The organism is Bifidobacterium sp. LH_230 (genome assembly GCF_056357555.1).
Genome location: NZ_JBKEWJ010000008.1, coordinates 64876 through 78030, shown reverse-complemented (window position 1 = coordinate 78030; position 13155 = coordinate 64876). Strand labels below are relative to the sequence as shown.

At 63.8% G+C, this 13155-nt stretch carries 12 protein-coding genes; 2 read left to right on the top strand and 10 right to left on the bottom strand.

All coding sequences use genetic code 11. The features are described from left to right. Nucleotides 1–78 precede the first annotated feature (78 nt). From AC1A0G_RS05505 to AC1A0G_RS05460, 10 genes are all read right to left on the bottom strand, one after another. Nucleotides 79–1065, bottom strand: a complete 987-nt coding sequence (locus tag AC1A0G_RS05505; RefSeq protein WP_476528174.1) for a phosphatidate cytidylyltransferase — start codon at nt 1063–1065, stop codon at nt 79–81. A gap of 83 nt (nt 1066–1148) precedes the next feature. Next, nucleotides 1149–1703 carry a ribosome recycling factor gene (frr, locus tag AC1A0G_RS05500; RefSeq protein WP_476528173.1) on the bottom strand — a complete coding sequence of 185 codons (555 nt, stop codon included), beginning with the start codon at nt 1701–1703 and terminating at the stop codon, nt 1149–1151. Between the two features lie 74 nt (nt 1704–1777). Further along, entirely contained in the window at nt 1778–2518 is a 741-nt protein-coding gene (gene pyrH, locus AC1A0G_RS05495; RefSeq protein ID WP_476528171.1) for a UMP kinase, read from the bottom strand. An 81-nt stretch (nt 2519–2599) separates the two neighbouring features. Further along, on the bottom strand, nt 2600–3337 hold the full coding sequence (locus AC1A0G_RS05490) for a hypothetical protein (RefSeq protein ID WP_476528169.1): 738 nt from the start codon (nt 3335–3337) through the stop codon (nt 2600–2602). 158 nt (nt 3338–3495) lie between these two features. After that, nucleotides 3496–4353: a translation elongation factor Ts gene (tsf, locus tag AC1A0G_RS05485; protein WP_219058880.1), complete on the bottom strand. Its 858-nt coding sequence runs from the start codon at nt 4351–4353 to the stop codon at nt 3496–3498. 76 nt (nt 4354–4429) lie between these two features. Further along, nucleotides 4430–5263, bottom strand: coding sequence for a 30S ribosomal protein S2 (rpsB, locus tag AC1A0G_RS05480; RefSeq protein ID WP_476528167.1), 834 nt, complete (start codon nt 5261–5263; stop codon nt 4430–4432). Nucleotides 5264–5544: 281 nt separating this feature from the next. Beyond that, nucleotides 5545–6030: a peptide deformylase gene (locus AC1A0G_RS05475; RefSeq protein ID WP_476528165.1), complete on the bottom strand. Its 486-nt coding sequence runs from the start codon at nt 6028–6030 to the stop codon at nt 5545–5547. A 4-nt stretch (nt 6031–6034) separates the two neighbouring features. Further along, complete coding sequence (locus AC1A0G_RS05470) at nt 6035–8089, bottom strand: AMP-dependent synthetase/ligase (protein WP_476528163.1); 2055 nt, start codon at nt 8087–8089, stop codon at nt 6035–6037. Between the two features lie 57 nt (nt 8090–8146). Next, nucleotides 8147–8710 carry a hypothetical protein gene (locus AC1A0G_RS05465; RefSeq protein ID WP_476528162.1) on the bottom strand — a complete coding sequence of 188 codons (564 nt, stop codon included), beginning with the start codon at nt 8708–8710 and terminating at the stop codon, nt 8147–8149. 111 nt (nt 8711–8821) lie between these two features. After that, entirely contained in the window at nt 8822–9943 is a 1122-nt protein-coding gene (locus AC1A0G_RS05460) for a GuaB3 family IMP dehydrogenase-related protein (RefSeq protein WP_476528161.1), read from the bottom strand. Nucleotides 9944–10094: 151 nt separating this feature from the next. Between AC1A0G_RS05460 and AC1A0G_RS05455 the strand changes: the two genes are divergently transcribed. Both AC1A0G_RS05455 and AC1A0G_RS05450 read left to right on the top strand, forming a co-directional pair. Then, on the top strand, nt 10095–11312 hold the full coding sequence (locus AC1A0G_RS05455; RefSeq protein ID WP_476528159.1) for an NADP-dependent isocitrate dehydrogenase: 1218 nt from the start codon (nt 10095–10097) through the stop codon (nt 11310–11312). Nucleotides 11313–11481: 169 nt separating this feature from the next. Further along, on the top strand, nt 11482–13143 hold the full coding sequence (locus tag AC1A0G_RS05450) for a substrate-binding domain-containing protein (protein WP_476528227.1): 1662 nt from the start codon (nt 11482–11484) through the stop codon (nt 13141–13143). The last annotated feature ends 12 nt before the right edge of the window (nt 13144–13155 follow it).

Sequence of the window (13155 nt, the reverse complement as noted above, 5' to 3'; positions counted from 1 at the left end):
CCTTATCATGAACAATGCCATTCCAGTCGCAAGGCTGAAATGGCATTGCTACGTATGTTCACTGTTCACACGGATGGCTCACAGGCCCGTGGCCCACAGCAGGACGCAGGTGAACGGCGCGGACATCAGGATCGAATCGACACGATCCATGACGCCGCCGTGCCCTTTAAGCAGATGGCCCATATCCTTGATGCCGATATCGCGTTTGAGCATGGACGCGCACAGATCGCCGAACGTGCCGACGACACCGATCATGATGCCGGCGATGATCGGAACCCACCAGCGGGTCGCCCACAGCGATGCGTCATAGGTGCAGGCGAAGACGGCGAACGCTCCGGCCATCGCGAACAGCATGGAACCGACCAGACCTTCGACCGACTTCTTGGGAGAAATGCGTGGGCTGAGCTTATGTTTGCCGAACCATGCGCCGGCGAACAGTCCGCCCGTATCGCTCAACGCCGGCAGGAACACCAGCATGATCGCGTGGGAGACGGGGTGCCCGTTGAACGTCAACGGGATGACCAGGCATGAGCCGAGCACGGGAATATACAGCAGCGTGAACAGGGATACCGCCACGTGGCTGAGCCGGCTGTGATGCTGCTCGCCGCCTTCGTGATTGAAGGAGGATTCGAGTCGTGCGGCGGCATCGGTATTGGCGAGTTTGCTGGCGACGGCCGTGGACAGTCTGGTGCCGATGCTGATCTTGGCGCTGGCGGACAACGCGACAAGAATGGCCGACACCATAACGCAGATCGCCATGGTGACGATATGGTACGGGCTGTAATATGCGGCCGTCAACGTCACGGTCGAGCAGATCCACAGCATCACCACCGGGATATGCAGTCCGGCGGTGGCGAAATCCACTCGCAGCTCCCACAAGGCAAGAATCATGAACACGACCAGCAACGCCATGAACAGGTCAATGCTGATGAGCAGACACGCAAGGATGATCGCGATCAATACGACCGCGGTGCCGATTGCCTGCGGCATGTTGCGACCGGTCTTCTTGTTGATCGCATCGATCGCCTCTTCGGCTTCATGCTCTCGTTGTTCGCGGGTTTCCATCGTTCGGTTTTCTTTCTCGCCGTGCATCGTCCAATGGTGAGGGGCTGCTCGTAACGATCTGGGCGGCCCCTCGCAGGGAGGTGTCAGACCTCCATGATCTCCTTCTGCTTGGTCTCGAGCAGCGCATCGAGTTCGTCGGTGACCTGCTTGGTGACCTTGTCGAGTTCCTTGAGCAGACGATCGCCCTCATCCTCGCCCATGTCGCCGTCCTTGACGGCCTTGTCGATGGTCTCCTTGGTCTTGCGGCGGATGTTGCGCACGGCGACCTTGCCCTCTTCGGACTTGGTCTTGGCGAGCTTGACGTATTCCTTACGACGTTCCTCGGTGAGCTCCGGCATGGTCAGACGGATCACGTTGCCGTCACGGCGCGGGGACGCGCCGAGGTCGGAGTCTCGCAGCGCCTTTTCGACGGCGTTGGCCTGCGACGGGTCGAACGGGGAGACGGACAGGGTGCGCGGTTCCGGAACGCCGATGGTGGCGACGGACTTGAGCGGCATGGTCATGCCGTAGGATTCGACGGTGATGCCGTTGAGCAGCGCCGGGTTGGCGCGGCCGGTACGGATGCCGGAGAAGTTCTCCTTGGTGTTCTCGACGGTCTTCTTCATCTGGTCCTTGGCCTGATCGACGAGGTTAGCCATGATTGTGCTCCTTTGTGATTGGTTTGGTTATTCGCGATTCTTCGTTGAATGGTGCCGGTTCGCCCGCGCGGCCGTCACTCGGCCAGCGTGGATTCGGCCTCGGACACGAGCGTGCCGATACCTTCGCCGAGCAGCGCCTTGGTCACGTTGCCGGCGCCTTCGAGGCCGAACACGCGGATGCACTGCTTGTTGTCGCGCGCCATCGACAGCGCGGACGCGTCCATGACGGCGAGGTTGTCGACCAGTGCGCGGTTGTAGTCGAGCGTGGCGAACCGCTTCGCGTCCGGGTGCTTGCGCGGGTCGGCGGTGTACACGCCGTCGACGCCGTTCTTGCCCATGAGGACCTCGTCGCAGTGGATTTCCAGGGAACGCTGGATGGACACGGTGTCGGTGGAGAAGTACGGCATGCCGGCGCCGGCGCCGAAGATGACGACACGGCCCTTTTCAAGATGCCGGATGGCCTTGAGCGGAATGTACGGCTCGGCGACCTGACCCATCGTGATGGCGGTCTGCACTCGGGTGGCCTGGCCCTCCTGCTCGAGGAAGTCCTGCAGAGCGAGGCAGTTCATCACGGTGCCGAGCATGCCCATGTAATCGCCGCGGGAACGGTCGATGCCCGCCTGCTGCAATTCGGCGCCGCGGAAGAAGTTGCCGCCGCCCGTCACGATCGCGACCTGCACGCCCTGCTGGACGGCGGGCACGATCTCCTCGGCGATGCGACGCACCACATGCGTGTCGATGCCGACCTTGCCGCCGCCGAACGCTTCGCCGGACAGCTTGAGCAGCACTCTGCGAGGCTTGTTTTCTCCAGTCATACACAGCCTTTCTTCAACCGGCCCGCGAACCGACATGGTCCGACGGACCGTAAATTTACCGTCTATCAGATTATCCGTAAACTACGACAGCGCCGGTTCATGGCTTGTGCGCCCGTCTGCAGGTCGTTCTTCGCCGTCACCGAGGGTCGCGGAACGCGCATATCGCACGACGTTCTCGGTCACCTCGCCAAGATAGCGCATCGAGGTGCGCCAGTCCCTCGGAATCTCGATCGAATGGTTTGCATCGGCGTATTCGTGGACCTTCGTGCTCAGACGATGCGCACGGTCGCTGTCATACAGCGGATCGGCGGTGCCTGCGCAGATCAGCGGGTCGGGAGCGTGCCCGGCTTGGTAATCCGCATCGCCCGGCACGGGGATCACGGAACGGGCGGGATCGAAATCGGCCGGGGAGAACACCGGCGTCAGCAATGCCATCGGCACGCCGAGTTGCGCGACGTGAGGATAGATGAAGGTGGACAGCGATTTTCCTACGATCAACACGTCCGGCATGGGACCGTCGCCGGCGTCGGCACGCACGTCGTCCAGCCACTGGTCCACCGCCGCGGACAGCATGGCGAAGATGCGTCGCGCCGGCGTCTTCGACAGATCGGCGTTCACGTCCAGCCGATCGGCGTGCCAGCCGTCCTCGATCAACGCCGTCGCCGCGTAGTACAGCAGCGGACGGTCGCAGTTGTAGCCGGTGCCCGGCATCAGCAGCACGCGTTTGGACGCGTCCTGCGCGGCGATCCTGTTCTTGCGCCAGCCCCGTCGGGCGCAGGTGGGCGTGATGCCGCCCTCCCCCATCGTTGTCTCTATCATGTGGCTCCCTCATGTCGTTTCACAGGTCGGATGGTGATTTCCGGGTACCACTATAGACCGATGAAGATGCAAAAAGACGGACCATGCGTCTTGGCATAGTCCGTCTTTATCAGTGCGGTTCAGCGTGAGCCGCCGTGTGATGAGGCATGTAGCCTAAATCACTCGGCGTCCTCTTCGCCCTTGCCGACCTCGATGCGCGCGAAAGCGGTGGCCTTGCCGCCGACTTCCTCGAACAGCTTGCCGACGGTCTTGGACGGGTCCTTGACGAACGGCTGCTCGAGCAGCACGACTTCCTTGTAGAAGGCGTTGAGACGGCCCTCGACGATCTTCGGGACGATCTTCTCCGGCTTGCCCTCGGCCAGGGACTTCTCGGTGGCCACGCGACGCTCGGACTCGACAACGTCGGCCGGGACGTCCTCGCGGGTCAGCCACTTGGCGCCCATGGCGGAGATCTGCAGGGCGGCCTCGTGGGCCACGGCGGCGCCGGCCTTGTCGGTGGCGATCATGGCGACGATGCTCGGCGGCATCTCGGCGGACTTCTTGTGCGCGTAGATCTCGACGTGCTCGCCGGAGATCTTGGCGAACTGGCCGACCTTGACGTGCTCGCCGAACAGGGCGGCGGCCTCTTCGATGGCGACCTTGACGGTGCCGTCCTCGGCCTTGGCCTCGAGCAGTTCGTCGGCGGAGTTGGCGTCGGCGGCCACGGCGTAGCCGAGCACGGTGTCGGCGAACTCGACGAACTTCGGGGTCTTGGCCACGAAGTCGGTCTCGGAGTTCAGCTCGACGGCGTAGCCGGTCTCACCGTTCGCGGTCTCGACGACCTTGGAGGCGATGGTGCCTTCCTGGGCCTTGCGGCCTTCGCGCTTGCCGGCGGCCTGGATGCCCTTGGCGCGGATGATCTCCTTGGCGCGGGCCACGTCGCCTTCGGCCTCGGTCAGGGCCTTCTTGACGTCCATCATGCCGGCGCCGGTGTCCTCGCGCACCTGCTTGATCAGAGCTGCAGTGATTGCTGCCATTGGTTTGTCTCCTCTAGACTCGATGTGTTCCCATATATGAATGGGAGACGTTGCCGCCTCCCATCATAACGGATGCTCAGGCCTGGGCTTCGCCCTCGGCTTCAGCGGCGGCGGGAGCGGCTTCCGGGGCGGCCTGCTCGGCGTTGCCCTCGGTCAGCAGTTCCTTCTCCCAAGCGGCCATCGGCTGCTCGGTCTCGCCTTCGGCCTTGGCGGCCTTGCCGGAGCGCTCCAGCAGGCCCTCGGCCACGGCGTCGGCCATGAGGCTGGTCAGCAGCTCGATGCCGCGGATGGCGTCGTCGTTGGCCGGGATCGGGTACTCGACGGCTTCCGGATCGGCGTTGGTGTCGACGAGGGCCACGACCGGGATGCCCAGCTTGTGGGCTTCCTCGACGGCCAGGGCTTCCTTGTTGATGTCAACGACGAACATCGCGGAAGGGGTGCGGGTCATGTTGCGGATACCGCCCAGCTGCTTGGACAGCTTGTCCTTTTCGCGCTCGAGCAGCAGCAGTTCCTTCTTGGTCAGACCGGAGCCGTGCACGTCGGAGAAGTCCATCTCCTCGAGTTCCTTGAGGCGGCTCACGCGCTTGGACACGGTCTGGAAGTTGGTCAGCATGCCGCCGAGCCAACGCTCGGAGACATACGGCATGTTCACGCGGGTGGCCTGGGCCGAGACGGCTTCCTGGGCCTGCTTCTTGGTGCCGACGAACAGCACGGTGCCGTTGTGGGCGACCGTGGTCTTGATGAAGTCGTACGCCTTGTCGATCATGTCGAGCGACTTGAACAGGTTGATGATGTGGATGCCGTTGCGCTGGGTGAGGATGAACTGCTTCATCTTCGGGTTCCAACGACGGGTCTGGTGGCCGAAGTGGAGGCCGGCCTTGAGCATTTCGCTCATGGTGATCTGTGCCATGATGCACTACCTTTCTTGTCGGTTATTGCCTGGCCATGCGCACCTGCGTGCAGCGTCGCCCTTGCGGGCTTGGCCGACCGACACAGGTCGTCGCGGACATGGCGCGATATGGTGTGTGCCGGTTGACAACAGTTGGTTGGCTCGGACCGCCTGCGACTGCGATCGTTGCCGGATGGCACACAAGGTTTCAGGATATTACATGCCGTATACAACAACGTGTCGCGGCCGCCCTGACGTGGTGGGCGGCCGCGACACGTTGCGAACGATGCGAGGCCAGCGGGCTACTTCGTGTGGTTGCGCATGTAGCGCATCGCCTCGCGGCGCTCCTCCTTCTCGAGCCGGTCGAGATAGACATGCCCGTCGAGGTGATCGCACTCGTGCTGCAGCATGCGGCCCATCAGTCCGCTGCCTTCGAGCACGACCTCGTTGCCGTCCAGATCGATGCCGCGCACCCGCGCATAGTCGGCGCGCCGCGTCTTGTACCACAGTCCGGGAACCGACAGGCATCCTTCGTCGCCGTACTGTTCGCCGCGCTGCTCCTCCATCACCGGGTTGAGGATGTATCCGATCTTGCCTTCGATGTTGTACGAGAACGCACGCAGGCTGACGCCGATCTGGTTGGCGGACAGACCGGCGCGGCCCGGGTCGTCGACGGTTTCCAGCAGGTCCTCGACCAGACGGCGCACCGCCGGCGTGATGGACGTGATCTCGTCGCACGGGGTGCGCAGCACGGGATCGGGAACGACTCTGATGTCTCGAATGGTCACTGTGTTACTCCTGGTGTTCGGTGTCTGCGGCCGACTTGTCTTCCGATCCGTCCGCGGACTCGTCCGCTTCGGATTCCTGCGCGGGCTCGGTCTGCTGCCGCTTGATCCTGTCCTGCATGGTATCAAATGCCTGGCGAACCATCGGCGTGACGTTCTCGGACGCCTGCTTGACGCTTTCGGACGCCTGCTTGACCGTCTCGGTTGTCCGGTCGAGGATCTGCACGGTCTTGGGCAGCGGGCGAGCCGGGGACTTGGACGTGTAGATCACGTTTTCGATGACGTCGGCGTAGCGCTGGAGCACCTTCGGCCGTACGACCTTCATGCTGGCGGTCAGCGTGCCTTTGTCCTGGCTGAACGTATCGTCGAGGATCGCGAACTTGCGCACCGATTCGGCGCGGGACACGTTGCTGTTCGCCTGGTCGATGTACTGCTGGATGAACGCGCGGACAGCATCCGACTGGGCGACTTCCTCGAGCGGCATGTCCGGGTCGAGCCCTTGGGATTCGAGCCACGACCTGGTCATGTCCGGATCGAGTTCGATGAGCGCGGAGACGAACGGCTTGCCGTCGCCGACCACGACGGCGTGCGAGACGATCGGGCAGGTGCCGATCGTGTCCTCCATCGGCGCGGGGCTGATGTTCTTGCCGCCGGCGGTGATGATGATGTCCTTCTTGCGGCCGGTGATGTAGATGAACCCGTCGTCGTCGATCTTCGCGAGATCGCCGGTGTGCAGCCATCCGTCCGGTTCGAGCACCTCCTTGGTGAGTTCGGGCTGCTTGTAGTAGCCGAGGAACACGCTTTCGCCGCGGATGAGCAGTTCGTCGTCGTCGGCCAGCCTCACCTCGGCGCAGCCCGGGTGGCCCACCGATCCGACGCGGTTGGAATCCTGGAAGTTGACCATGCATGGCGCGGCCGTTTCGGTCATGCCATAGCCTTGGATGAACGTGATGCCGTCGAGGCCATTGAAGAAATGCGCCAGATCGACGTTGAGCGGAGCGCCGCCGCAGGCGAGGTACTTGAGGTTCGGGCCGAGGGCGGAACGGATCGACGCGCCGACCGTCTTCATGTAGAACGCATGCTCGATGCGCGCCTTGACGGAGTGCCTGCCGCTGTCCTGCTCGTCCTTCGACCATTGGACGAAATGCGCGACCGCCTTGGCGAACACCCGGCCCTGAATGCCGTTGCCGGCCTTCTGCGAGGCCGCGTTGTAGACCTTCTCGAACACGCGCGGCACGCCGAGCAGATAGGTCGGCTTGAAGCTGCGCAGATCGGACAGCAGGTGCTTGGCGCCCGGGATGTAGCCGACCACGCCGTTCGATCCGATCGCCACGTACTGGATGTAACGGGCGAAGCAGTGCGCCAGGGGCAGGAACAGCAGCAGACGGCTCGGCTGGTAGAGCATGTCGTTGAGCACCTCGTAGCCGTTGAGCACCGTGTGGGTGAAGTTGCGGTGCGAGAGCATCGCGCCCTTCGGCTTGCCGGTGGAACCCGACGTGTACACGATCGTGGCCATGTCGTCCGCCTTGACCCGTGCTATGGCCGCGTCGAGTTCCTCGTCCGACACGGACTCGCCGAAGTCGGCCACCGCATCCAGCCCCGACGACTTGAAGTTGAACACGTACTTTAAGCCGTCTCGACCGTCGCGGATCTGGTCGAGGATCTGCGCGTGCGCGTAGTCGCCGGCGAAGGCGATGACCGGATCGACGTCCTCGACGATGGTCGCGGCCTGCTTGGCCGAATCCGTTTCGTACACGGGAACGCTGACCGCACCGATCGCGGCGCATGCGAAATCGACGACGCCCCATTCATAGCAGGTGGCCGAATAGATGAGCACCATGCTGCCGGCCTTGACACCGAGACCCATCAAGCCTTTGGCGATCTGGCGGACCCGCTGCCCCATCTGACCGGCGGTCACGTCATGCCATTGGCGCGTCTCATCGTCCTGCCATTGGGCGATCAGTTCGTCGGGATCGCGCTCGACGCGATGGGCGAGCAGCGAATAGATGGTGTCCTTCTCGGTTGTGGGCCGAATCGTATCCACTGAATATTCACGCAACATATCAGATACTATAGCGCCCTCGGCGCCACTGGACTGAACCGGCCCGTCGCGTATCGATCAGCCCACGTCGACCATGACGCAGATCCATCGGCAGCCCTGCTGCCGCAGGATGACGTTCACCGAATGATGGTCGGAGCCGATGGTCAGATGGGTGGTCAGCTCGATGCGTGTCGGGCTGACCAGCATGCCGGTCAATGATTGCGGGACCACCGGCAATATCCCCAAAGGATGGAACGGAAGCCGGTCCCGTTTGAGACGGCTGTCGGTCTCCCGCCCCAGCAGAACGCGCATCGTGTCCAACCGTCTCAGGCATTGGCCTGTGACGGTGCGGTGCAACTTGCTTGACGGAAGACGGCCGCGCACGATGTCCATCGACATGCACGAGACACGGCATGCCGACAGTGCCAGCGTGCGGCAGGTGTGCGAGTCCACCCGCCCGTCGAAGCAACGCGCAATATGGTAGGGCACCGGTCTGCCGGAGTATTCCAGATGCAGGAAGCCGTCTTCGGACGGGATGGGATCGCGCATCCACGGATGGTAGTCAGGAATATGGCTATCCACTATAGGGGAGTTCTTTCTCTTCTTGGTACGGTCGGTTTGTGCCGGCCGCCGGCCGCTCATTCGTCGAGCGGCCGTCCCCCTACCTCAACACACAATGGCCTTCCCGTCAAGAGTGAGGGAAGGCCATTGTGGATATGTGGATAACTTACGGCGCGGCTATCGTCCGCCGGCTCAGCGTCCGTACGGGGTGACGACCACGTTGCAGCGCTGGAAGTTCTTGACGTCCACGTAGCCGGTGGATGCCATCGCGCGGCGCAGCGCACCGATGTAGTTCACCTGGCCGTCGGCCTGGTGGCTCGGTCCGAACAGGATCTGTTCGAGCGTGCCCACCGTGCCGACGTCCGTGCGGAAGCCACGCGGCAGCGTCTGGTGACGGGCCTCGGAGCCCCAGTGCTTGCCGTGGCCGGGCGCCTCGACCGCGCGGGCGAGCGGAGCGCCGAGCATCACCGCGTCCGCGCCCATCGCCAAAGCCTTGACGAAGCTGCCGGAGTCGCCCATGCCGCCGTCGGCGATGACCTGCACGTAACGGCCGCCCGACTCGTCCATGTAGTCGCGGCGGGCCTCGGCCACGTCGGCGATGGCCGTCGCCATCGGGGCATGCACGCCGATGGTCTTGCGCGTGGCCGCCACGGCGCCGCCGCCGAATCCGACCAGCACGCCGGCCGCACCGGTGCGCATCAGATGCAGGGCGGCCGTGTAGTTGGCCGCGCCGCCGACGATGACCGGCACGTCGAGGTCGTAGATGAACTTCTTGAGGTTCAACGGCTCATGGTCCTGGCTGACGTGCTCGGCGGACACGACGGTGCCGCGGATCACGAACAGGTCGACGCCCGCATCGACCACGGTCGAATAGAACTGCTGGGTGCGCTGCGGCGAGAGCGCGCCGGCGACGGTCACGCCGGCGTCGCGGATCTCGTGCAGACGAGCGGTGATGAGCTCCGGCTTGACCGGCTCCGCATAGATCTCCTGGATGCGGGCGGTCGCCTTGTCGGCCGGCAGATCGGCGATCTCGGCCAGCAGCGGTTCGGGGTCCTCATAGCGGGTCCACAGGCCTTCGAGGTCGAGCACGCCGAGCGCGCCGAGCTTGCCCATCGCGATGGCCGTGGCCGGGCTGGTGACCGAGTCCATCGGCGCGCCGATCACCGGCACGTCGAACTCGTAGGCGTCCACCTGCCAACCGGTGGACACGTCCTCGGGGTCGCGGGTGCGGCGGGAGGGAACAATGGCTACGTCGTCGAGCGAATAGGCCAGACGGCCCTTCTTGCCCAATCCGATTTCAATTTCCTGAGACATGGCTTCAAGGCTAATGCCGGCTCGTGACAGTCCCGGCGGCTGCGGACGCGTCGGTCCCACGTTTCGGAAGGCCCGACCGCACCGTTACAAACATGCGTTATGACTTGGGATTGTATCCGCATCTGCACGATATCCCCGCCAAGGAGGGAACATGGCCAAAATCAAGGTCGAAGGCACCGTCGTCGAACTCGACGGCGACGAAATGACGCGCGTCATCTGGAAGGACATCAAGGACCGGCTGATCCTGCCCTATCTGGATGTGAATCTCGACTATTACGATCTGGGCATCGAGAACCGCGACGCCACCGACGACCAGGTCACCATCGACGCGGCGCATGCGATCCAGCGCGAGCACGTCGGCGTCAAGTGCGCCACGATCACGCCGGACGAGGCGCGCGTCAAGGAGTTCGGCCTCAAGAAGATGTGGAAGTCCCCCAACGGCACGATCCGCAACATTCTGGGCGGCACGATCTTCCGCGAGCCGATCGTCATGAGCAATGTGCCGCGTCTGGTGCCGGGCTGGACCAAGCCGATCGTCGTGGCCCGCCACGCGTTCGGCGACCAGTACAAGGCCACCGACTTCAAGGTGCCGGGCGCGGGCCGCCTGACCGTCACGTTCACGCCCGAGGACGGCTCAGAGCCGATCCAGCACGTCGTCTACGACTATGGCCCGGACGGCGGCGTGGCGCAGGTGCAGTACAACGTGAACGATTCGATCCGCGGCTTCGCGCGCGCCTGCTTCAACTATGGCCTGATGCGCCACTACCCCGTGTACCTGTCCACCAAGAACACGATCCTCAAGGCGTACGACGGCCAGTTCAAGGACATCTTCGCCGAGGTGTACGAGACGGAATACAAGGAGCGCTTCGAGGCCGAGGGACTCACGTACGAGCACCGCCTGATCGACGACATGGTGGCCAGCTCGCTCAAGTGGCACGGCGGATACATCTGGGCGTGCAAGAACTACGACGGCGACGTGCAGTCCGATTCGGTGGCGCAGGGCTTCGGCTCGCTGGGCCTGATGACCTCGGTGCTGATGACCCCGGACGGCCAGACCGTGGAGGCCGAGGCCGCACACGGCACGGTGACGCGCCACTACCGCCGCTGGCTCAAGGGCGAGAAGACCTCCACGAACCCGATCGCCTCGATCTTCGCGTGGACCGGCGGTCTCAAGCACCGCGCCGACCTTGACGGCACGCCCGAGGTGCGCCACTTCGCCGAAACGTTGGAGAAGGTGATCGTGGACACCGTGGAGGGAGGCCAGATGACCAAGGACCTCGCGATGCTCATCGGCCCCGACCAGCCGTGGCTCGACACCGAGGGCTTCATGAACGCGCTCGACGAGAATCTTGCCAAGGCGCTGCACTGACGATCCTCTTCGGCTCGAGGGCATCCTCACGCCGGGCAGCTGAAACGACAAGGTCCTCGACCGCATCATCCGTGCGGTTGAGGACCTTTTCTCATGCGGTCGACTAGAATCGTGTGGCAGACAGGAACCGCACGCGACGCGCAAAGGATGGACGATGACCCTGCGAAGCATGACGACCACATCACGAACAACCCCAAGGACGCTCGTGTCGAGACTGGTCGCATTGGCCGCGTGCGCGGCGATGACGCTGTCCACGGCGGCGTGCGCGGCAAGCGAACAGTCCGGCGAGCAGCCCTCCTCGCAGACTTCCACCGTCGGCAGCGTCGCCATCTTCACCCCGTCCGACGGCGTGACGATCTCCGGCAACACGCCGCTGAACAAGTGGACGAAATTCGTTCCCGCGCTGACCGCCGCGCTGCGCGAGGAGGGCGTGGCGAAGAAGAACATCAGCACGTCGAACGCCGACAGCCTGGACAAGCAGAGCCGCGACATCCAGGATTACGTGGTTGATCGCGTGTCCGCGTCCGACTCGTCGTCGGCACAGGCGAGCAATGGTTCCGCAGCCGGCCAGGCGACGCCCGTCACGCTGGTCGTCGCCCCGGTGATCGAAGCGGACGACGCCGTCCGACAGTACGGCGACTACGTCAGCCAGCACATCAGCGCCGATAAGTCCGCATCCGACAACACGACAGATGCGGATGATGATGCGGCCGCCACCACGCGAGAAGCGGTCAACCGCCTTGTCTCGGCGCTCAAGCTCGCACAGGACAACGGCATGCATGTGGTCATGCTGTCCGGCACCGTCGAGGGTTTCCAGCCGAATCTATACGTGCGCATGTCCACCGCCGAGTCGATCGGCAAGGTCCAGGCCCAGAAACTGGTGAACAAGCTGGACCTCGACAAGGTCAGCAAGGACAATCCCAAGAACATCGAGGTTCTGATACCGGTGACGCCGCGCTCTTCGCAGGACGGCGGCGTCGGTACCGTGCTCGGACTGACGCCCTCCACCGACGACGGGTCGCGGGACGAGCCGACCGACGCCAGCGCGACATTCGCCAAGGCCGCCTTCAAGGGACTGTGGTCCGTGCTGAAACCGTATTTCGCCAGCGGCAAGGCCGTCAGCACTTCCGCGACGTTGACGGCGAATACCACGGATGACGACTGGGAGGACGTCACGTTCCCCTGCGCGAAAGACAGCGACGCGCGCGACGCCCTTCGCGAGCGTCTGGGCATGACCTCGCACGGCACCGTCCACACGCGTATCGACGGCATCATCGCGATGAATGATTTCGTGGCCGCCGGCGCGGTCAAGGAACTGGACGATCTCGGATACACCGGTTCGGCGGCCGACATCAACCCGTCGATCACCATTTCCGGCATCGTGGAGAACATCACCGGCAAGAAGGACCTGCAACGCGAGAAGGTGCCGGACCCGATCAAGGCGCCCGAGGATCAGTCCGGCACATCAGGCGACGCGGCATCGTCAGGCGACAAGGACAGCAAATCCCTCGACGAGATCAACTCCCGTTGGCCCATCGTCACCGGATACGGGGCGTATACGGACGTCATGCCGCAGATCGTCTCCGGCCAGCAGTGGATGACCGCGTTCGAGGACCGTCTGTCGATCGCGTCGGACACGGCAAAGGCATGCGTGCGGCTGAACAAGGGCGTCGAGCTGAAATCCATCGACATTCCCTCGCTGACGTCGTCGAAGGTGAATGGCAAGACCGTCCCCACCATCGGCGCGGAACCGCAGGCCGTCAGCGCCTACAATCTCAAGGATGCGCTGATCGATCCGGGGTATATTTCGCTGGCCGATGCCGGTTTGTGACGGTCGAGGACG